Origin of the sequence: Shewanella indica (genome assembly GCF_033842865.1) — a bacterium.
Taxonomy (GTDB): domain Bacteria; phylum Pseudomonadota; class Gammaproteobacteria; order Enterobacterales; family Shewanellaceae; genus Shewanella; species Shewanella indica.
The window spans coordinates 2468269-2490024 of sequence record NZ_JAWXXR010000001.1 but is presented as its reverse complement, the minus strand read 5'-3'; the positions used below and the strand labels follow the sequence as shown (position 1 = coordinate 2490024).

17 protein-coding genes, 2 tRNA genes, 3 rRNA genes and 1 pseudogene are annotated in these 21756 nt (G+C 53.6%); 13 read left to right on the top strand and 10 right to left on the bottom strand.

What is annotated here, in order from left to right; all coding sequences use genetic code 11:
* Positions 1-2: 2 nt before the first annotated feature.
* Genes SIL79_RS11230 through SIL79_RS11210 form a run of 5 tightly spaced genes read left to right on the top strand, consistent with a single transcriptional unit; the run spans position 3 to position 4506 of the window.
* On the top strand, positions 3-722 hold the full coding sequence (locus tag SIL79_RS11230) for a thermostable hemolysin (RefSeq protein WP_071476514.1): 720 nt from the start codon (positions 3-5) through the stop codon (positions 720-722).
* Complete coding sequence (locus tag SIL79_RS11225) at positions 719-2335, top strand: AMP-binding protein (protein ID WP_162207163.1); 1617 nt, start codon at positions 719-721, stop codon at positions 2333-2335. Before SIL79_RS11230 ends, SIL79_RS11225 begins: the two co-directional genes overlap by 4 nt.
* Positions 2335-3006: a TenA family transcriptional regulator gene (locus SIL79_RS11220; protein WP_039035891.1), complete on the top strand. Its 672-nt coding sequence runs from the start codon at positions 2335-2337 to the stop codon at positions 3004-3006. The genes SIL79_RS11225 and SIL79_RS11220 overlap by 1 nt, the downstream gene beginning before the upstream one ends.
* Positions 3007-3020: 14 nt before the next feature.
* A complete protein-coding gene (locus tag SIL79_RS11215) occupies positions 3021-3866 on the top strand; it encodes an SDR family oxidoreductase (RefSeq protein ID WP_039035890.1) in 846 nt (281 codons plus the stop codon).
* Positions 3853-4506, top strand: coding sequence for a tetratricopeptide repeat protein (locus SIL79_RS11210; RefSeq protein WP_162207164.1), 654 nt, complete (start codon positions 3853-3855; stop codon positions 4504-4506). Before SIL79_RS11215 ends, SIL79_RS11210 begins: the two co-directional genes overlap by 14 nt.
* A 128-nt stretch (positions 4507-4634) precedes the next feature.
* On the opposite strand, the gene SIL79_RS11205 is transcribed toward SIL79_RS11210, so the two are convergent.
* A complete protein-coding gene (locus SIL79_RS11205; protein WP_162207165.1) occupies positions 4635-5861 on the bottom strand; it encodes a M24 family metallopeptidase in 1227 nt (408 codons plus the stop codon).
* 162 nt (positions 5862-6023) lie between these two features.
* Here SIL79_RS11205 and SIL79_RS11200 point away from each other — a divergent pair, with 162 nt between their 5' ends.
* Complete coding sequence (locus tag SIL79_RS11200; protein WP_039035888.1) at positions 6024-6344, top strand: hypothetical protein; 321 nt, start codon at positions 6024-6026, stop codon at positions 6342-6344.
* A 31-nt stretch (positions 6345-6375) separates the two neighbouring features.
* On the opposite strand, the gene SIL79_RS11195 is transcribed toward SIL79_RS11200, so the two are convergent.
* Positions 6376-7152, bottom strand: coding sequence for an ROK family protein (locus SIL79_RS11195; RefSeq protein WP_039035887.1), 777 nt, complete (start codon positions 7150-7152; stop codon positions 6376-6378).
* 84 nt (positions 7153-7236) lie between these two features.
* A complete protein-coding gene (locus tag SIL79_RS11190) occupies positions 7237-8427 on the bottom strand; it encodes an MFS transporter (RefSeq protein ID WP_039035886.1) in 1191 nt (396 codons plus the stop codon).
* A 115-nt stretch (positions 8428-8542) separates the two neighbouring features.
* Between SIL79_RS11190 and SIL79_RS11185 the strand changes: the two genes are divergently transcribed.
* The 5 genes from SIL79_RS11185 (at position 8543) to lipA (ending at position 12913) form a co-directional block, all read left to right on the top strand.
* Positions 8543-8806 carry a hypothetical protein gene (locus tag SIL79_RS11185; RefSeq protein WP_039035885.1) on the top strand — a complete coding sequence of 88 codons (264 nt, stop codon included), beginning with the start codon at positions 8543-8545 and terminating at the stop codon, positions 8804-8806.
* Between the two features lie 141 nt (positions 8807-8947).
* Entirely contained in the window at positions 8948-10756 is a 1809-nt protein-coding gene (locus tag SIL79_RS11180; protein ID WP_039035884.1) for an aminopeptidase P family protein, read from the top strand.
* 135 nt (positions 10757-10891) lie between these two features.
* Positions 10892-11158, top strand: coding sequence for a DUF493 family protein YbeD (gene ybeD / locus SIL79_RS11175; protein WP_028781166.1), 267 nt, complete (start codon positions 10892-10894; stop codon positions 11156-11158).
* Between the two features lie 137 nt (positions 11159-11295).
* Positions 11296-11955, top strand: a complete 660-nt coding sequence (gene lipB / locus SIL79_RS11170; RefSeq protein WP_039035899.1) for a lipoyl(octanoyl) transferase LipB — start codon at positions 11296-11298, stop codon at positions 11953-11955.
* A complete protein-coding gene (lipA, locus tag SIL79_RS11165) occupies positions 11948-12913 on the top strand; it encodes a lipoyl synthase (RefSeq protein WP_028781164.1) in 966 nt (321 codons plus the stop codon). The genes lipB and lipA overlap by 8 nt, the downstream gene beginning before the upstream one ends.
* Before the next feature lie 148 nt (positions 12914-13061).
* Here the strand turns inward: lipA and rimI are convergent, their stop codons facing one another.
* Entirely contained in the window at positions 13062-13553 is a 492-nt protein-coding gene (rimI, locus tag SIL79_RS11160; RefSeq protein ID WP_082014367.1) for a ribosomal protein S18-alanine N-acetyltransferase, read from the bottom strand.
* The gene (locus tag SIL79_RS11155; RefSeq protein WP_152608464.1) at positions 13517-13852 is read right to left on the bottom strand and encodes a DNA polymerase III subunit psi; all 336 of its coding nucleotides are present in this window, start codon (positions 13850-13852) and stop codon (positions 13517-13519) included. Before SIL79_RS11155 ends, rimI begins: the two co-directional genes overlap by 37 nt.
* Positions 13853-14131: 279 nt before the next feature.
* Between SIL79_RS11155 and dpsA the strand changes: the two genes are divergently transcribed.
* Positions 14132-14602: a DNA starvation/stationary phase protection protein DpsA gene (dpsA, locus tag SIL79_RS11150; protein WP_025009858.1), complete on the top strand. Its 471-nt coding sequence runs from the start codon at positions 14132-14134 to the stop codon at positions 14600-14602.
* A 276-nt stretch (positions 14603-14878) separates the two neighbouring features.
* On the opposite strand, the gene SIL79_RS11145 is transcribed toward dpsA, so the two are convergent.
* Positions 14879-14955, bottom strand: a tRNA-Trp gene (locus SIL79_RS11145).
* Positions 14956-15217: 262 nt separating this feature from the next.
* Between SIL79_RS11145 and SIL79_RS11140 the strand changes: the two are divergent.
* Positions 15218-15890 (top strand): annotated as a pseudogene (locus tag SIL79_RS11140) (IS630 family transposase); the annotation flags it as partial.
* Between the two features lie 686 nt (positions 15891-16576).
* Here SIL79_RS11140 and rrf read toward each other — a convergent pair.
* The 4 genes from rrf to SIL79_RS11120 form a co-directional block, all read right to left on the bottom strand.
* Positions 16577-16692: ribosomal RNA gene (rrf, locus tag SIL79_RS11135) — 5S ribosomal RNA — on the bottom strand.
* A gap of 116 nt (positions 16693-16808) precedes the next feature.
* Positions 16809-16884 (bottom strand) — tRNA-Val (locus tag SIL79_RS11130).
* A 91-nt stretch (positions 16885-16975) separates the two neighbouring features.
* Positions 16976-19867 (bottom strand): 23S ribosomal RNA (locus SIL79_RS11125).
* A 332-nt stretch (positions 19868-20199) separates the two neighbouring features.
* Positions 20200-21744 (bottom strand): 16S ribosomal RNA (locus SIL79_RS11120).
* The 16S, 23S and 5S rRNA genes sit together here with 1 tRNA gene alongside, the layout of an rRNA operon.
* Positions 21745-21756 lie beyond the last annotated feature (12 nt).

Sequence of the window (21756 nt, the reverse complement as noted above, 5' to 3'; positions counted from 1 at the left end):
CTATGGTCAAGCAGTTTCCCCTGTCTGCCCTGGAAAAGGACGTCCCACATTCTGCCAACCCGCCTCATGTGCTTCCCGAGTGTCGCCTGTTCCATGAACAGGCAGAGGGCCGCACTGAGGTCGAAGACTATATCGCCGCCAAATACTTTCAGGTGCATGGCGCCAGGCTCAAGGAGTTTTTACCTTTCTTACTGCAACTGACCATTAAAGGTCAGCCTCAGGGCGCCTTCGGCCTCAGGGCCGGATGTTACTATCCCTTGTTTCTGGAGCAATACCTAGAAGCCCCCATAGAGCAACAGGTGGCACTGCTGGCCAAACGCCCGGTGGATAGGGCTTCCTTGGTGGAAGTGGGCAATCTGGCACTCACCAATAAGAGTTCAGGGCCCCTGCTGCTGGTACTGCTTGCCGCCACTCTGGCCAGAGCCGGTTTTGAGTATATGGTCTTTACCGTCACAGAGCAGGTGGAAGCGCTAATGAAACTGCTGGGCTTTTCGCCCATGCTGCTGTGCAGCGCCGATCCTGAGCGACTGGAAGGTGACAGCGCCATCTGGGGCAATTACTACCGCAACAACCCCAAAGTCATGATTGGCGATCTGCGCCTCGCCCAAGAAGTGATAGAAACCAGCCCCCGCTTGAGACGACTGGCACAAAGGCACGAATCGGATATCAACTCCATGGCGGCCGAATTGGCTTATGCCAGAACCCGGGAATCAAGCCTATGACTCCATCACCTCAATTAAATCAAGCCAATATCTCTGAGTCAGGCACCGGAACCAACCTTGATTGGGATGTCCTGGGCAAACTCAACGGCGAAGATCAGGCCATTGCCCTTAGCGATGCTGAGCGGCAACTCAGCTACCTTGAACTGAAAACAGAAATCCGCCGCTACAGTGATTTCCTCAAACGCCTCAATATCCGTAGCCTGGCACTGCATGCCGGCAACAGTGTGCAGTGGGCGATACTGGATCTCGCCTGCCAGCAGGCGGGAGTTCTTTGCCTGCCCTTGCCGCTGTTTTTCTCCCAAGAGCAGTTGGCAAACTGCCTTGAACAAACCTCGGTTGAGCTGGTGCTGAGCGAAAGCCCACAAATTCAGCCTTGTTTGCCAAAGGGCTTTGCGCCGTACCAAGGTCTCAGTGAACTGGGCTGCAATCTATACGGCTGGCAGTTATATGACGAGCGGCTATCTGAGGGACAGCTCTGCGACGGACATCCGGGCCAACAGAGTGTTTGCGCCGAGAGTAGGACGGCTTTTCCGCAAGTCCCACAGGGCACAGCCAAAATTACCTTTACCTCAGGCTCTACCGGTAACCCCAAGGGGGTGTGTCTCAGCAGCGAGCATCAATGGCGGGTGGCCGAATCGCTTGCAAAAGTCACGGCCCTGCCCAGCCCCAGGCATCTTTGTCTGTTGCCCTTGAGCACCTTGCTGGAAAACATCGCCGGTATCTACAGCCCCTTGCTGTGCGGCGGCACTGTGCTGCTGCCCTCTGATAAAGCCCGCGGCATGCACGGCAGCTCAAGACTCGACAGCCGGGCGCTGCTGCAGACCATAAGCCAAGCGCAGCCGAGCAGCATGATCCTCATTCCTCAGTTGCTGACACTGCTGGTCGGGGCCTGCGAGCAAGGTTGGCAAGCGCCAAACTCACTGCGCTTTGTCGCCGTTGGTGGCGGCAAGGTCGCTCCCGAGTTGCTAATGCGGGCCAGGGAGCTTGGATTGCCGGTTTATGAAGGTTACGGCCTGTCGGAATGCGGCTCCGTCGTGGCGCTCAACACCCCGGATAAAGACACTCCCGGCTTTGCCGGCACTGTGTTGCCTCACTGCAAAGTCACCATTCGCGGCTGCGAAATCCATGTCAGCGGCGCCAGTCACCTGGGGTATCTCGGCCAACCCGAGACTTGGGGCCAGGGGGAAGTCGCCACCGGCGACCTTGGCCTGCTCGATAAAGGTGTACTCGCCATTAACGGGCGCCGCAAGCATCTGCTTATCAGCTCCTTTGGCCGCAATATCAGCCCTGAGTGGGTGGAGTCGGCGCTGATGGCCAAACCGCTGCTGAGTCAGTGTATGGTCCTTGGCGACGCCAGACCCTGGCTCAGCGCGCTACTGTGCGCTCCGCACCAAGTCAGTGATGAGCAGCTCCAGACCTGGCTGGATGCGGTCAATGCCACACTGCCCGACTACGCCAGGATCAAACGCTGGATAAGACTGAATGAAACCGAGCTCAAGCCTCACACCACCGCCAATGGCAGGGTCAAGCGCGCCTCACTGCTGAGCGCCCTGGCCGCTCAAATAGAACAGCTCTATCTATCTGAAACCCCATATCTTGAGGGAACCTTATAATGAATTTCTACGACCAATTACAACAAGCAACCCAGAGCGGACGCGAGTATCTGCAGGCCAGTCCCATCATAGGCAAATGCCTGCAAGGAGAGATAAGCCTGGAGGACTATGTCGCCTTCCTGCACCAGGCCTATCACCATGTGAAGCACACTTCGCCGCTGCTCATGGCCACAGGCGCCAGACTGCCGGAAAGCAAGGAATGGCTCAGGGTGGCGGTAGCCGAGTATATCGAAGAGGAGCAAGGCCACCAGGAGTGGATCCTCAATGACATAGCCGCCTGCGGTTTTGACAAGGAAAAGGCCAGACGCAGCACGCCGCTGTTTGCCACCGAACTCATGGTGGCTTACGCCTACGACATGGTGAATCGAGTAAGTCCGCTGGGCTTTTTCGGCATGGTCAATGTACTGGAAGGCACCAGCATCAATCTGGCGCTGCTGGCGGCCGAGAAAGTGCAATCGCGCCTGGGGCTGCCGGATTCGGCCTTCAGTTATCTCAAGTCTCACGGCGAGCTGGACAAGCAACATATCCAGTTTTTTGAAGGGCTGATGAACCGGATTGAGGATCCCGAAGAACAAGCCTTGATCATTCACGCCGCCAACAACTTCTACCGCCTCTACGGCAACATCTTCCGCGAGCTGGCGCCGGCCCAGGCCTTGGCGCTGGCCTCCTGAAAACGGTGACCAATATGGAACTCAAACATTTGAATGTCATCATCACCGGCGCCAGTGGCGGCATCGGTAGCGCCATCGCCAGGGCATTGGCCGCCAAAGGCGCCAGGCTGCTGCTCTGCGGCCGGGATCAAGCCAAGCTCGATATCCTGAAACAGAGCCTTGCCGGAGAACATCACACCTTAAGCGCCGATCTGACCAGCAGTGGCGGTCAATGCCAGCTGCGCCAGGCCGCCGGGGTGTTCAGCCCCAAGGTGTTGATCAACTGCCTCGGAGTCAATCAACTCAGCATGTTGGAAGCCAGCGACACCTGTGATACCCGCGCCATGATGGCGGTGAACCTGGAGGCGCCCATCAACTGTTGCCGCACCCTGCTGCCCTTGCTCAAACGCCAGTCCGAGGCCGCCATCATCAATGTCGGCTCCATTCTCGGCAGCATAGGCTACCCGGGCTCCAGTCTTTACTGCGCCAGCAAGTTTGGCCTCAGGGGTTTTACCGAAGCACTGGAGCGGGAGTTGGCCGACAGCAAGATTAAGGTGCTCTATTTCGCCCCCAGAGCCACGGATACCGAACTCAACACAGAATCGATGCGCCAGCTCAATTCGGCGCTCGGCAACCGTCAGGACAGCCCTGAATGGGTGGCCAACATCCTCTGTCGGGATCTGGCCGATAGTCGCCGGGGCCGCCGTTTTATCGGTTGGCCGGAAAAGCTGTTTGTGCGGGTAAACGCCCTGCTGCCAGGCCTGGTTAACTATGATACCCGCAAGAAACTGCCACTTATCCGCCAGTTTTGCCAAAGGGCCATGTCAACACAAGACACGGCCAACCCCATCACCGAAGGAGAGAAACATGAAGCCATTTAAACTCTTGTGCCTGAGCGCAGCGCTGCTGGTGAGTCCTTCGCTCTGGGCCGATGACGCCAGCGATCTGGCCGTCAAACAGTTGCAACACGACTGGGCCATCAACAACTATCAACTCAGCGGCGACGAGCAGGAAAAAGCCTTTGTCAAACTGCTGAAGCTGGCAGATGAGTCGGTGCAGTCCCACCCTCAAAGTACGGGCGTGCGCATCTGGCACGGCATTATCAACTCTACCTATGCCGGGGTCAGCGGCGGCCTCGGTGCCCTCAAGTATGCCAAGCGGGCTCGCAGTGACTTTGAGCTGGCGCTTAAGCAAGATCCCACCGCGCTCAAGGGCTCGGCCTATACCAGTCTCGGGGTACTTTACTACAAGGTGCCCGGCTGGCCGCTGGGCTTTGGGGACGATGACAAGGCCGAGGAGTTGCTGAAACAGGCGTTGGAGCTCAACCCCGATGGTATAGACAGCAACTACTTTTACGGCGACTTCCTGTTGGAAGAGGACAGGTATGACGAAGCCCTGCCTTTCCTGCAAAAAGCGCTCGAAGCCGCCCCAAGGCCAGGGCGCGAGCTGGCAGATGCGGGTCGCAAGCAGGAAATCAAGGCTGCACTCGCCAAAATCGCCGCCTATCGCGATAACAGCTAACGTCAGTCAATTTTTACCGGTAAAGATTGCATTTGATGGACATGATTGGCGCTTGATTTCGAGCTCAGCCCAATATCAGTCAGCCAATACAGGCTGACTGATGGTTTTGTTATCCGGGCAAGGAACTGTTACAACTTATCCCCCTGCGCGAAGGGATCGTCAATCGACTTAGCCGGCTGGGTAAACCAGCGTGGCCCCTCTGCCGTCATATAGAAGTGATCTTCATGGCGAACGCCGAACTCGCCGGGCACACAAAGCATTGGCTCATTGGAAAAACACATACCAACGGCCAGTGGGGTGTTGTCGCCATCAACCAGATAGGGCCACTCATGAATATCCAGGCCTATGCCGTGGCCCGTTCTATGGGGCAGTCCCGGCAGTTGGTATCCAGGCCCGAAACCGGCCGCTTCCAACACGGCTCTGGCCGCCTTGTCGACACCACTGCTGGGCGCACCTAAAGCCGCCGCTTCAAAACCGGCCCGCTGCGCTGCCTGCTCCAATGCCCACAATTGCCGCTGCCGCTCGCTTGGCGTACCAAATACATAGGTGCGGGTAATATCCGAGTTGTAACCATGCAGCTGACAGCCTGTGTCTATCAACACAGTGTCGCCCGGCGCCAGCGTCTTGGGCGACTTGACCCCATGGGGATAGGCACTGTCTTCACCAAAGAGTACTATGCAAAAATAGGAACCATTGGCACCCACGGCTCTATGGGCCTTATCGATAAAATCTTCCACCTCGGCGGTACTGATCCCCGGGCGTAATATTCTGGCGGCGGCCTTGTGCACTTCGAGCGTCATATCCATCGCCCGCTGAATCAGCCTCAGCTCGGCGGGCGATTTATGCATTCGCAATTGGGCGCTAATCTTGGCGCCGTTGACAAAGGCAAGCTCGGGGCAAGTCTCACGCAGGCCATCAAACAAAAAGAAAGGGGCTGATTCATCTATAGCCAGAACGGCGCCCGGGCGCAGACAGCCCATGCGCTCAAGCACATTGCGGCACAGCACATAGGGACTCTGGTGCTCATGCCAGGTGTTAACCTGTCCAGGCTGCAACATAAAGCCTTTGAGGGTGTCGAGCTCAAATGCCGGCGCCAGGTATTCCAGCTCACCACGACAGGGCAAAATCGCCCCGACCATACGCTCACTGGCATACCAGCGCAGGCCGGAGAAATAGTAAAGATTGGTGCCGGCATTGAGATAGAGGGCATCTATCCCCAACTCTTGCATCAGCGCCTGGGCATTTTGTTGCCTGGTTTTGAATTCGGCGGCATCCACCGCTGTGACATCCCGAGTCATATCCACCAGCTTTGCCAACTCCTGCTCCGGGGTTGAGCCACCAACGCCTGTGCTCATAGACTTCTCCTGCTTGATTGTTTTTATTAATTGGGTACTAATCTGTTTCGGATTTTTAATATATTGTATGCAAATATTGCATGCAAATTTTAAAGTACAAACGAAATTACCAATTTCCGGTGACCGCTGATATGCTGCTTGCGCCAAACGCGGGAGTACAATATGCAGGATCTTGCCAACTATATTCTGGCTATAGAGGGACGAACAAGCTGCACTGAGTTGTTGGAGTCGGTGCAAATTCACACCACGGACGATGAAGGTTTATGGCAATATCACTTTGCCGATGGCGCCATTATCGAAAAACAGCAGGAGCTGGAACAGGAGCCAAACCGGTCCAACATCGGCGAGCTTTGCGAAGATAACTGGACCCGTTATCGGGTGCTGAAAGGAAACGATATCAGCCCAAAACAAAAAGCCTTCAGCAACCTGTGCCAAAGGGCCTTCTGGTTAAAGATGCGTCAGGCCTGCCAGGAACCAGCTTGAAGGGGGATGTCTCCCCCCTTGAGCCAGAGTATCAGGCCTGTTGCATCAGCATTACTTGCAGGCCGCGGCAGACCAAGGTCTCCATATCGTCGACCCGACTTATCTGACACTGACTGACAGTGGCTGGAACCGCCAAGTCTTTAACACCGCTGACACAGCCCTTGTAGTAGTCGGCATTGGCCAACATGCTACCGGCGAGCCAGAGTTTTTGCGGATTGAGCAGGTTAACCGCCCAGGCTATGCCCATCCCCAAATAAGCCCCGGCGCGGTAGAGTTCCACCGGGTTACGCAAGCGTCGACGCCGTACCGACTCGCCGCTGGCCAACTGTTCGAGGCTGAATTCCCCCGACTCCGTCATCACCCGGCAAGCGCCAAGCTCACCGCCCAGGCCATTGGCACCGCTGAACACCCGGCCGTTGAGCGCCAGTGACATACCGATCCCTGTGCCACACATCACCAAGAGTTCGCACTGGTGTTTGACGCTGGCAATGGCGTGCAGACCGGCGTGGATATCATTGCTAATGGCCACCAGTTCACCACGGCTACTGAGCTTTTCCGGGTTAAGCCCCACCAGTGCAGGCAAGGCTCGGCAGGATATCAGTTGGTTGTCTCGCACCATGCCGGGGAAGGCCAGTGCCAGACGGTAGTTTGCAAGCCCATAATCAGATTCAAGTTCAGCCAATTGCCGATTGAGATCTGCTATGGTGAAATTCTCTCCGGTGGGGATTTTATATTGTTCTGTTGTTTCCCCTTGCCGCAGCTGAAACAGCGCGGTTTCAGTCCCCACTTCGATCGTTAATGTCGACATCAATAAACCCCTTTTTACCGTACCGCCAGAGGCGGTAGACGGCCTAAGATGTTAGCACAGTGCTGCCGGCACCGCACCTAATCATCAAGGTTCTGTTATTTGTAACGCTTTGCTTTTACTTAACTTCCACCATGCTATCAGGATAAGTTGGGTCGCAATGGCGGGAATACAGATCACTAATAGCAACTGCCAGCCAAGCTGATAAATGACCCAGCCGGCTCCCAGAGAGGCCAACGCCTGAGAGCCAAATACCAGAGAATCGTTGAAAGACTGCACAGTGAACCTCTCCTCGGTGCGATAACAGCCAGGCAACAGCGAAGTGCCGGCAACAAACAGGAAGTTCCAACCCACACCCAACATCACCAGCGCACTCCAATAGTTGAGCAGGTCACGCCCCGCCAGCGCCAGAGCCAAGGTCAGGCAGTAAAGCGCCAGCCCGGCCAACATGATGCGGGTATGCCCCAAACGGGCTATCAGGTAGCCACTTATCAGCGAAGGCAGATACATGGCAATCACATGGCTCTGGATCACCCACTTGGTATCCTCAAGGCTGTGATGCTCTATGTGATGCATATGCACAGGGGTCGCCGTCATGATAAAACTCATCAAGGCATAGCCTATAACTGCAGCGCCGCAGGCAACCCAGAGTCGGCTTTGACGCAAAATAACCGACAATGGCCGAATATCCATACTCTCAACCTTGGAGGCTTTGAGCACCGGGCCTTCATCTTGATAAAACAACAAGCAAGCCAGCGCCAGCACACCGACCAGAGTCACCATCAAAAATGCACCTGTGTAGGTTACCGGCAGAATATCCTTGGCCAGCAAGGCCAGTTCTGGCCCGAGGAAGGCGGCGAGCAAACCACCAAGCAACACCCGGCTGGCTGCCTTGGCAGACAGAGTCGGCGCCACTGACTCCATGGCGGCAAACCGGTATTGCTGGATAATGGCGCCGCCGCATCCGAGCAGCAGACCGCTGGCACAAAATCCCCAGAACTGGGCATACCAAACACTAAGCGCCGCCATAACACCCGCCATACTGGTCAGCAGGGCGCCACCGATAAATACCCGTCGCCGTCCCAAACGCTGCATCAAGATATTGATAGGCACAATCGCCACAGCGACTCCGACTACCATCATGGCGATAGGCAATGTCGACAGCGAGGGAACCGGGCTCAGCTCTGCCCCTATTATGCCTCCGAGCAATACCATGATAGGTGTGGCACTCATGGCAAAGGCCTGCGCCAACATCAACACCCAAACATTTAGCGGCATAAAGGCATCCTTGAATAAAAATCGAGACAGATAAAAACCTTGAACAGGCCAATAAACACACATAGGGTTAACCTAAGCCAATCAGTTTTAACATTTTCATTCAAGGAAGAACACTGTGGGAAAGCGAAACTGTATCAGAGTGCTACTGTTGACCTTGCTTCTGGGCATGGGGGCAGGCTGCAGTAACCAGCCTTACTCCCCTTCTCAGGATCTCTATGACAACGTGGCCGACAATGTCGAGCAGCGCAATGAAAAGCTGGCGCGGGATCAACAACCAAGCGATGACAGAGTAAAGAGTGAAGATGTCAGTAAAGGCGTAATGGCAACTCTGGTTAGCTCCTTTCTGGTGGGCATAGCGACTCTGTTTGGCAGCAATTGACTTGGGCCCCCTTTACAGCTGCCACAAGGATTTCCTCATGCAAGCCCTTGCGAAGCGACTTCAGGGCTTGCCATAATCCGCTATCACTCATAAAGACAAGGTCGGCCAAGGGTAGCCAAGCCGACCATCAGCGGAGCCCCTATGTTGCAATCACAATCGCCCAAGAGCCCCCATATCGCATCACGGCTTAATGCCGTGCGCAGCGAAATGGCCAAACACCAACTCGATGCCTTTATTCAGCCCCGTGCCGACGAGTATCTCGGCGAGTATGTGCCGGCGCACAACGAGCGTTTGCATTGGCTGACCGACTTTACCGGCTCGGCGGGGATGGCGATTGTGATGAAGGACTGCGCCGCCATTTTTACTGATGGCCGCTACACAGTGCAGGTAAGGCAACAGGTGGACTCGACCCTGTTCAGTTATGAGAGCTTGACAGATATGCCTCAGGCACAATGGTTGGCGGAAAAGCTGCCGGCCGGTTGCCGCATTGGCTACGATCCCAGGTTGCATACCCTGGCCTGGCAGCAGGATGCCGAAGCCACGCTGAGCAAAGCGGGTATGACATTGGTGGCGCTTGACAACAACCCGGTAGATTTGCACTGGCAAGACAGACCCGTGCCGGAAAACAAGCCCATTATCCTCTTCAATGCCGAGTCTGCCGGCAAGAGCAGCGAACAGAAGCGCAGTGAAATCGGCGCCCTGGTGAAAAAGGCCGGGGCCGATGTGGCGCTGATAGCGGCGCTGGACTCCTTCTGCTGGTTACTCAATATCCGCGGTCAGGACGTGCCCAGGTTGCCCGTGGTACTGGGCTGTGCCCTGCTGGAAGCCAATGGTGAGATGACACTGTTTACCGAGCTTGCCAAGTTACCCCAGGGGATTGAAGCCCACGTAGGGGCCGGTGTCAGCTTCCGCGCCGAGGCGGAACTCGCCGAAGCGCTGCAAGCGCTTGAAGGCAGAAAACTTTTAGCCGATCCCAATAATGCCAACGCCTTCAGCCAATTACAGGCCAAAGCCGCCGGCGCCAAACTGATCGCCGGACTCGATCCTGTGGCACTGCCCAAGGCCTGTAAAAACAGTGCCGAACTGCAGGGAATCCGCGCCAGTCATATCCGTGACGGCGTTGCCGTGAGCCGTTTCCTGGCTTGGCTGGATGCCGAAGTGGCTGCTGGCCGACTCTATGATGAAGGCACTCTGGCAGATAAGCTTGAGAGTTATCGCCTTGAGGATCCCCTCTACCGCGAGCCAAGCTTTGACACTATTTCCGCCACCGGCGGCAATGCGGCCATGTGCCACTACAACCATCTCAACGGCACTCCGGCCATGATGGAGATGAACAGCATCTATCTGGTGGACTCTGGCGCCCAGTATTTGGACGGCACCACAGACGTTACCCGCACCATAGCCATAGGTGAAGTCAGCGCCGAGCAGAAGAAAATGGTGACCTTGGTGCTCAAGGGGCATATCGCCCTGGATCAGGCCCGCTTCCCGCGGGGCACTACGGGGCAACAACTGGATGCCTTCGCCCGTCAATACTTATGGCAGCACGGTTTTGACTACGACCACGGCACGGGCCATGGTGTTGGCCACTTCCTCAGCGTTCATGAAGGCCCGCAAAGAATAGGCAAGAACCTCAATGCCATTCCTTTGCTGCCCGGGATGGTGCTTTCCAACGAACCCGGCTATTACCGGGCTGATGCCTTCGGTATTCGTCTGGAAAACCTGGTGGAAGTACGCCCCTGTGAAGCGCTCAAAGGGGCCGAACGGGAGATATTCGAGTTCGACGCTCTGACTCTGATCCCTATGGACAAACGCTTGATAGACAAGAGTCTGCTTACTGAAGCTGAGCTCAATTGGTTCAATGACTATCACAGCTGCGTTTATCAGACCCTGTCACCGCTGATGAGTGGCGAATCACTGGCCTGGCTCGAACAGGCTACCTCGCCGCTGTAACGCCCAAGGGCGCCGTCAATGGCCGGCGCCCTTTGTCAAACTCTCGGTGCTATTCACGAGAAGATCCGCCCCTTGAATTGGGATATAATAGCCGCCATATAGCTGTTATTATTTTGCCATGAGAATCTCAATCCCATGATAAGTACCACCTTTGATCAGTATCTGGAGTTTCCAACCTCCTTCCCATTTAAAGTGGTTGGCGATGCCAGCGATACCCTGGCCGACCGCGTAGTCGAAGTCGTCCAGAAGCACGCCCCCGGCGATTACAGCCCTACCACCAAGGCCTCCAGCAAAGGCACCTACATCTCGGTGACCATAAATGTGAGAGTGACCAGCAAGGAACATATCGAAACCTTGTACACTGAACTTGCCGCTATTGAAGGCGTTCGCCGGGTACTCTGATACCTGGCACTCGGCAGAGAAAGTGTGATCTGGATTACATTTTTCCTGCCAAAGCGTATAATACCTGCCGGTATCAGAGAGTGAGCACAGCTTGATACTGATTGCTATCATCTCAAACAGAGGGGGAGACGTTGCCCTTGCCAGACAATACATTGCATATCCGCCACTTGGGTAACATGGATTATGAGACTGTATGGCATGCCATGCAGCACTATACCGACACCCGTGACGAACACAGCCCGGATGAACTCTGGCTGGTGGAGCATCCACCGGTTTTCACCCAAGGCCAGGCCGGTAAGAGCGAGCACCTGCTCAACACCGGTGATATCCCGGTGATCCAGGTGGATCGCGGTGGTCAAGTAACTTACCATGGCCCGGGGCAATTGGTCGCCTACCCTCTTATCAACATCAAACGGCGCAAGCTTGGGGTAAGACAGCTGGTTACCGACATAGAACAAAGCCTGGTGGAGCTGCTCAAGCGCTTCGATATTCCGGCCTATGCCAAGTCCGATGCGCCGGGTGTCTATGTCGAGGAGCGTAAAATAGCCTCTTTGGGGTTGAGGATCCGTAAGGGATGCTCATTCCACGGCTTGGCGCTGAATGTCGACATGGATCTCGCCCCTTTTCGTCGTATCAACCCCTGTGGTTATGCCGGACTCGAAATGGCCCAGTGCAAAGCGCTCGGTGGCCCCCAGAGTGTCGAGGAGGCAGGCCAACACCTGATTGAAACTTTTAGCCAGCGTTTGGGCTATGAGCAAACAGTGCATCACCAAGGATTAGCAGAGTCATATGAATAGGCCAGAAAGATTACAGCCCGGCGTGAAATTGCGGGACGCCGAAAAGGTCGCCCGTATCCCGGTCAAAGTTGTGCCATCAGAGCGCGACACCATGCTGCGCAAGCCCGATTGGTTGCGGGTTAAGTTGCCATCTTCCAATCAGCGGATCCTGGATATCAAACAGGCACTGCGTAAAAATGGTTTGCACTCAGTGTGTGAAGAAGCCTCCTGTCCAAACCTGGCCGAGTGCTTCAACCATGGTACAGCCACCTTTATGATCCTCGGCGCCATCTGTACCCGGCGTTGTCCCTTCTGTGACGTAGCCCATGGCCGCCCACTCAAGCCTGACGCCGAGGAGCCTCTCAAGCTGGCACAGACCATCAGGGATATGAAGCTCAAGTATGTGGTGATCACCTCTGTGGATCGTGACGATCTGCGTGACGGCGGCGCCCAGCACTTCGCCGACTGTATCCGTGAGATCCGCAAACTCAACCCTGAGATCAAGATAGAGATATTGGTGCCTGACTTCCGCGGCCGTATCGATCAGGCGCTGGATATTCTGGCGACCGAGCCACCGGATGTATTCAACCACAACCTGGAAACGGCTCCGGCTCACTATCGTAAGGCCCGTCCCGGTGCCAACTATCAGTGGTCACTGGATCTGCTCAAACGCTTTAAAGAGCGTCATCCGGATATCCCGACTAAATCGGGGATCATGCTCGGACTCGGTGAAAGCAATGAAGAGATTGAACAGGTGCTCAGAGATCTGCGCGCTCACAATGTCAACATGCTGACTCTGGGCCAGTATCTGCAGCCATCCAAGTTCCACTTGCCGGTGGAGCGTTACGTGACTCCCAAGGAGTTTGACGACTTCCACAACCTGGCAACCGAACTTGGCTTTACCCACGCTGCCTGTGGCCCGCTGGTTCGCTCAAGCTACCATGCAGACCTTCAGGCCCAGGGGAAAGAGGTCAAATAGAGCAAGTCCAAGCACCTAAAGAAACAGCGCCCAAAGGCGCTGTTTTTCTATTTATGGGCACAATTTAAAGCTTTAGGGTTAGCGGCAAAAGCTCTGACATAACAGCCTCTAGCCATATTAGCCGGGATGCTCTAAGAGCCAAGGAGAGCTAAGAAGCGTGAAGAGACAACTCCATCAACAGAGCATCTTCCCGGCCCTCTTTGGCCTGATAGTAATCGGCCCTGGAGCCGGTCTCAATAAAGCCTAGGCGTCGGTACAAGGCGATAGCGGCAGCATTACCCACCCTGACTTCCAGCAATAGTCTCTCCACACCAGTCTCTTTAAGCAGTTCGATTGCCGCCTGTAATAATTGCCGCCCCAAACCCTGACCTTGTGCGGCAGGAGCGATACAGATATTCATCAGGGTCGCTTCCTCGAACAAGACCTGCAGCAAGCAAAAGCCTTGAAGCTCCGGTCCTAGATATAACCCCAGAGCGCGGTAAAAACGACCAAAACAACTGCCCAGAGTCGCCTCACTCCAGGGAAACTCATGGGCCAGTTGTTCAATTTTCATCATCTCGTCGAGGTCATTGGCCTCCAAGGCTCTGATTGCGATAACCTCAGTCACTTCGCCTCCAATCTGTGCCAAATCTGTTGCCATAGGGCGCGCTTGCCCTCACTGCCTGACATTAATTGCGCCGGCTGCGATGAGTGTAGCCAGGCCCCTTCAACAGGCTCAGGGAACATATTCCATATCACCTCTTGCCCAGCCACAGGCCGATTACCGACGCTGCACTGCCCTGCCTCCAATCCCAATAACGCCAACACCTTGAGCACCAGGGGATGTTGCAATACACGCTCATCAGCATCTGGCACCAACAGCATGAAAGGCACCTGGGCGGGAGAGTCTTTTCTACTGCGCCACAGCTCTATTCCCATGGCGTGCAGATATTTATTCATGGTGATTGCGCTCCGCTTTAACGCAGTTTGAAAATGTCGCCCAAAACCCATAGCCGAGGGACGAACAAGAAGGGCAAAAATGACTGAAAGAAACCCGCAACAGAGCTTCCAAGTTAAGCGCTTTAGAATACCAGCTTGCTCAGCAACTGTCTGTGACCTGAGAGCAAATCCCTTGGCTATCAACTCAAACAAAATCGATTGCGGACATCTAGTTTATCCACTTTAACTAATTATCTTCCGGAGTAATATAGAAAACAGATCATTTACGGAGGTTATATTATGAATATCAATATCGGGATCAACCAAGCCGATCGCCTGGAAATAGCCAACGGTTTGAATCGCTTACTTGCTGACACCTACAGCCTTTATCTCAAAACCCACAGCTTCCACTGGAACGTGACAGGTCCCATGTTCACCAGCCTACACCAACTGTTTGAAGAGCAGTACACCGAATTGGCTGCCGCGGTGGATGTCATCGCAGAGCGGGTCAGAGCCCTGGGTGAAAGAGCCTTGGGCTCCTACAGCGCCTACGCCGCTCAGACCGAAATCAAAGAAGACTCAGGCATCACAGATGCCAAACAGATGCTTGAGGAACTGCTGGAAGGCCAAGAGATCATTATTCGCAACGCCCGGGCACTCTATCCTCTGGTGAACCAGGCCAATGACGAAGCAACGGCAGATCTGCTGACCCAGCGTATTCAGCTGCATGAAAAGACCGCCTGGATGCTGCGCAGCTTGTTAGTGCAGTAATCTGGCATCACTTTGATACGGCGTTCAGAAACGGCATGAATTAGCGGCTAATGCTGAAACAAACTGAGTATTAATCTATACGGCTTACGCGTGTTGCGTGAGCCGTTATCTTATTTGGCACCGGGCAGGGTTTAACCCTGTAACAGTAGTTTTAAAGATATCTGCAAGCTGACAGTGCTAGATGAAAAATAAACGGGTCCATATCAACCTCAAGCACTTTATGATATCTACAAAAGGAAAACGGCCCGCATATTGCTATGCAGGCCGTCTGGAATGTGGCAGGGGTGGCAGGACTCGAACCCGCAACCGTCGGTTTTGGAGACCGCTGTTCTACCAATTGGAACTACACCCCTGTGGAACGAGGGGCATTATGCAAAAAGCCTTCCTAAAGGTAAAGGACTTTTTGGTACAAACCCCGCTGATTGCAGCTTTTTCAGGCAAAGCTATGGCATTGTAGGTATCCCGAAGTTTCTGGGGACAACGTCAGTAAGGTAAGGTTGCTGTAAACAACAAATTATCTAGGTTCACCAAGCCAAAGACTTTGCATGCTTCCCCCAAAGAAGCACCCATATAAAACTCAGCATTATCCTGCAAGCTACTTACAGTGTGATGGTCAATGTATACTTATTACTTAATGCACTTGATTTCAGTCGGATAACCAGCCGTTCAAAACACCCCAAGCAGTCTGATGAAGCTCAAACGGCTTTTAAAAAACTTCCTGATGGAAACTAACCTTCACACACCTATCCATATACGACCACACCAGATTGATATTTGGTTTCAGGACGAAGCCAGATTTGGTCAGCAAAATACAACAACACGACTCTGGGCACCGAAAGGCAGTAGACCCAGAGCGCTAAAACAGCAGCAGTTTGAATACGCGCACCTCTTCGGCGCAGTCTGTCCCGCAACAGGAGAAACTGAAGCCATCATCACGCCGTTTGTTAATAAGGACATCATGCGCCAGCACCTGGAACTGATCGCCAACCGAACTAAACCAGGACGACATGCTGTGGTGGTAATGGATGGTGCAGGGTGGCATACCAATGACATTGCAGTTGATATCCCCAACTTGTCGATACTCAAATTGCCGCCCTATTCCCCGGAGCTAAACCCCATCGAACAGGTGTGGAGTTGGCTACGCCAACGTCATCTCGCTAATCGCTGTTTCAAAGGATATGAGGACATTGTGGATGCTTGCAGTCAGGCTTGGAACGACTTCGTCAGCAGTACAAAGCGAGTGATAAAGATGTGCACCAGAGACTGGGCGAAAGTGACTGAACTTTAATGCGGAATGGTATCACATGGGGGCGAAAGACATCTGCTCATCAAGCACAGCTTGATAGATGGCTGGAGCGCGAAGCAGCTTGGCTGCAAGCTAAGGGGCACACACTGCGCCAGCCGCTTTGGGCTGCATGTTAAGTCGTGCTCGCTGGAAGCGAGACAAACAAAAAAGCCCTAGCTGAATGCTAGGGCTTTTTTGTTTGTTAGGCGTCTGGCGATGGCCAGCTTCGAGCAAGCTCTGCGCGTTCGTTTGTCGCATCAAACTGAGTTTGATAAACACGACAACCTCACCCTACTCCAAATGGGATTGTGCCTCACTGCGTTCGGACTCTTTATCTTCCCCATGTGAGAGTGGACATATCAAAATGCTATTAAAATGAAAAATCCCCAACACAGAGTGCTGGGGATCTATCGTTACTGTTTTGTCTTCACTCATTTCTTTGATAAATGAGTAAAAAGTGAAAACCAAAGTGGCGTCTGGCGATGGCCAGCTTCGAGCAAGCTCTGCGCGTTCGTTTGTCGCATCAAACTAAGTTTGATAAACACGACAACCTCACCCTACTCCAAATGGGATTGTGCCTCACTGCGTTCGGACTCTTTATCTTCCCCATGTGAGAGTGGACATATCAAAATGCTATTAAAACGAAAAATCCCCAACACAGAGTGCTGGGGATTTTCATTTTATTGGGCGTCTGGCGATGACCTACTCTCACATGGGGAGACCCCACACTACCATCGGCGCGATTGCGTTTCACTTCTGAGTTCGGGATGGGATCAGGTGGGACCACAATGCTATTGTCACCAGACATATTCTTACTGGTTAATTGTCCGTCTGACGGTATTGCTCCAGCTTTATCAGCCAAACAATTACCTGCGTCATTAACCTTTGTTCTTCAATTCAGAAAGCTGTTGCTTTGAAATATGGTGGTCGCTACTGGGATCGAACCAGTGACCCCCTCCTTGTAAGGGAGGTGCTCTCCCGGCTGAGCTAAGCGACCGGTATTCTTGGCTGTGCTCTTTTCAGAGCTTGAGTTCAAACTTCAATCAAGTATCTAACTTCTTCAAGTCCGTAAAACCCATCTGGGTTGTATGGTTAAGCCTCTCGAGTCATTAGTACAGGTTAGCTCAACGCCTCGCAACGCTTACACACCCTGCCTATCAACGTCCTGGTCTCGAACGGCTCTTTAGAGGTCTCTAGGACCTAGGGATGACTCATCTTGGGGCTCGCTTCCCGCTTAGATGCTTTCAGCGGTTATCGATTCCGAACGTAGCTACCGGGCAATGCCATTGGCATGACAACCCGAACACCAGCGGTTCGTCCACTCCGGTCCTCTCGTACTAGGAGCAGCTCCCCTCAATCATCCAACGCCCACGGCAGATAGGGACCGAACTGTCTCACGACGTTCTGAACCCAGCTCGCGTACCACTTTAAATGGCGAACAGCCATACCCTTGGGACCGACTTCAGCCCCAGGATGTGATGAGCCGACATCGAGGTGCCAAACACCGCCGTCGATATGAACTCTTGGGCGGTATCAGCCTGTTATCCCCGGAGTACCTTTTATCCGTTGAGCGATGGCCCTTCCATTCAGAACCACCGGATCACTATGACCTGCTTTCGCATCTGCTCGACGTGTCTGTCTCGCAGTTAAGCTGGCTTATGCCATTGCACTAACCGTACGATGTCCGACCGTACTTAGCCAACCTTCGTGCTCCTCCGTTACTCTTTGGGAGGAGACCGCCCCAGTCAAACTACCCACCAGGCACTGTCCCTAATCCCGATAAGGGACCAAGGTTAGAACATCAACACTACAAGGGTGGTATTTCAAGGTTGACTCCACAAGAACTGGCGTTCCCGCTTCAAAGTCTCCCACCTATCCTACACATGTAGGGTCAATGTTCAGTGCCAAGCTATAGTAAAGGTTCACGGGGTCTTTCCGTCTAGCCGCGGGTATACGGCATCTTCACCGCAATTTCAACTTCACTGAGTCTCGGCTGGAGACAGCGTGGCCATCATTACGCCATTCGTGCAGGTCGGAACTTACCCGACAAGGAATTTCGCTACCTTAGGACCGTTATAGTTACGGCCGCCGTTTACCGGGGCTTCGATCATGAGCTTCTCCGAAGATAACCCAATCAATTAACCTTCCGGCACCGGGCAGGCGTCACACCGTATACGTCATCTTGCGATTTTGCACAGTGCTGTGTTTTTGATAAACAGTTGCAGCCACCTGGTATCTGCGACTGCCAGCAGCTTACGACGCGAGGTCTTCACCGCCGGCAGCGTACCTTCTCCCGAAGTTACGGTACCATTTTGCCTAGTTCCTTCAGCCGAGTTCTCTCAAGCGCCTTGGTATTCTCTACCCGACCACCTGTGTCGGTTTGGGGTACGATTTCTACTAACCTGAAGCTTAGAAGATTTTCCTGGAAGCATGGCATCAACCACTTCATCCCCTTGGGGACTCGTCGTCAGCTCTCAGTGTATGTGTGCCCGGATTTGCCTAAGCACACCACCTACTACCTTAAACGCGGACAACCAACGCCGCGCTGGCCTAGCCTTCTCCGTCTCTCCATCGCAGTTAGCAGAAGTACGGGAATATTAACCCGTTTCCCATCGACTACGCCTTTCAGCCTCGCCTTAGGGGTCGACTCACCCTGCCCCGATTAACGTTGGACAGGAACCCTTGGTCTTTCGGCGAGGGGGTTTTTCACCCCCTTTATCGTTACTCATGTCAGCATTCGCACTTCTGATACCTCCAGCGTGGGTTACCCCTTCGCCTTCAACGGCTTACAGAACGCTCCTCTACCGCACTGATGCAAGCATCAGTACCCGTAGCTTCGGTGAATTGCTTAGCCCCGTTACATCTTCCGCGCAGGCCGACTCGACTAGTGAGCTATTACGCTTTCTTTAAATGATGGCTGCTTCTAAGCCAACATCCTAGCTGTCTAAGCCTTCCCACATCGTTTCCCACTTAGCAATTACTTTGGGACCTTAGCTGACGGTCTGGGTTGTTTCCCTTTTGACGACGGACGTTAGCACCCGCCGTCTGTCTCCCGGATAGCACTCTTTGGTATTCGGAGTTTGCAAAGGGTTGGTAAGTCGGGATGACCCCCTAGCCTTAACAGTGCTCTACCCCCAAAGGTGTTCGTCCGAGGCGCTACCTAAATAGCTTTCGAGGAGAACCAGATATCTCCCGGTTTGATTGGCCTTTCACCCCCAGCCACAAGTCATCCGCTAATTTTTCAACATTAGTCGGTTCGGTCCTCCAGTTGATGTTACTCAACCTTCAACCTGCCCATGGCTAGATCACCGGGTTTCGGGTCTACACCTAGCAACTAAACGCGCAGTTAACACTCGGTTTCCCTACGGCTCCGCTATTCGCTTAACCTCGCTACTAAATGTAAGTCGCTGACCCATTATACAAAAGGTACGCAGTCACGGTCTCAAGAACCGCTTCCACTGCTTGTACGTATACGGTTTCAGGTTCTATTTCACTCCCCTCACAGGGGTTCTTTTCGCCTTTCCCTCACGGTACTGGTTCACTATCGGTCAGTCAGGAGTATTTAGCCTTGGAGGATGGTCCCCCCATATTCAGACAACATGTCACGTGTGCCGCCTTACTCGATTTCATCTCTGGTTAGTTTACATGTACGGGGCTATCACCCTGTGCCGCTGTGCTTTCCAACACATTCCACTAACACCCCAAAGACTTAAGGGCTAATCCCCGTTCGCTCGCCGCTACTTGGGGAATCTCGGTTGATTTCTTTTCCTGAGGGTACTTAGATGTTTCAGTTCCCCTCGTTCGCCTCAATACGCTATGTATTCACGTATTGATGACACCTTATGGTGCCGGGTTTCCCCATTCGGACATCGCTGGCTCAAATGCTTGTTACTAGCTCACCAACGCTTTTCGCAAGTTACTACGTCCTTCATCGCCTCTGACTGCCAAGGCATCCACCGTATACGCTTGGTCGCTTAACCATACAACCCGGATGAGTTTTCATTTCGCTTGTCTGCGCTGCCTTATCGGCAACATAGCGGAAAACACGGGTTGTATCGCAACCAGCTTAGGTTTACTTGTCTCACCTCCGGGTTAAGGAAGTGGACTCGCCTTGAAGAATTTCCAAAACACTTGATTGAAGTGTTTGAGAACTCAATTTGTATTCATCAAATACAACTCCTAAGAGTCGTCTTGATGTCTACTATCAGCTTTCCAAATTGTTAAAGAACTCATTGACCTACCAGGGTCAACGGCCTGCTCTATGAACAAGCAATCTGTGTGAACACTCAACAAACACCAATTATCGCTTAGGTAAGGAGGTGATCCAGCCCCAGGTTCCCCTAGGGCTACCTTGTTACGACTTCACCCCAGTCATGAACCACACCGTGGTAAACGCCCTCCCGAAGGTTAAGCTATCTACTTCTGGTGCAGCCCACTCCCATGGTGTGACGGGCGGTGTGTACAAGGCCCGGGAACGTATTCACCGTGGCATTCTGATCCACGATTACTAGCGATTCCGACTTCATGGAGTCGAGTTGCAGACTCCAATCCGGACTACGACCGGCTTTATGAGATTAGCTCCACCTCGCGGCTTCGCAACCCTCTGTACCGACCATTGTAGCACGTGTGTAGCCCTACTCGTAAGGGCCATGATGACTTGACGTCGTCCCCACCTTCCTCCGGTTTATCACCGGCAGTCTCCCTAAAGTTCCCGGCATTACCCGCTGGCAAGTAAGGATAGGGGTTGCGCTCGTTGCGGGACTTAACCCAACATTTCACAACACGAGCTGACGACAGCCATGCAGCACCTGTCTCAGAGTTCCCGAAGGCACCAATCCATCTCTGGAAAGTTCTCTGGATGTCAAGAGTAGGTAAGGTTCTTCGCGTTGCATCGAATTAAACCACATGCTCCACCGCTTGTGCGGGCCCCCGTCAATTCATTTGAGTTTTAACCTTGCGGCCGTACTCCCCAGGCGGTCTACTTAATGCGTTAGCTTGAGAGCCCAGTGTTCAAGACACCAAACTCCGAGTAGACATCGTTTACGGCGTGGACTACCAGGGTATCTAATCCTGTTTGCTCCCCACGCTTTCGTGCCTGAGCGTCAGTCTTTGTCCAGGGGGCCGCCTTCGCCACCGGTATTCCTCCAGATCTCTACGCATTTCACCGCTACACCTGGAATTCTACCCCCCTCTACAAGACTCTAGTTTGCCAGTTCGAAATGCGGTTCCCAGGTTGAGCCCGGGGCTTTCACATCTCGCTTAACAAACCGCCTGCGCACGCTTTACGCCCAGTAATTCCGATTAACGCTCGCACCCTCCGTATTACCGCGGCTGCTGGCACGGAGTTAGCCGGTGCTTCTTCTGCGAGTAACGTCACAGATGTAAGGTATTAACTTACACCCTTTCCTCCTCGCTGAAAGTGCTTTACAACCCGAAGGCCTTCTTCACACACGCGGCATGGCTGCATCAGGGTTTCCCCCATTGTGCAATATTCCCCACTGCTGCCTCCCGTAGGAGTCTGGGCCGTGTCTCAGTCCCAGTGTGGCTGATCATCCTCTCAGACCAGCTAGGGATCGTTGCCTAGGTGAGCCATTACCTCACCTACTAGCTAATCCCACCTGGGCTTATCCATCAGCGCAAGGCCCGAAGGTCCCCTGCTTTCCCCCGTAGGGCGTATGCGGTATTAGCAGTCGTTTCCAACTGTTATCCCCCACAAATGGGCAAATTCCCAGGCATTACTCACCCGTCCGCCGCTCGTCATCTTCAAAAGCAAGCTTTTGAAATGTTACCGCTCGACTTGCATGTGTTAGGCCTGCCGCCAGCGTTCAATCTGAGCCATGATCAAACTCTTCAATTAAAGTTTTGGTTG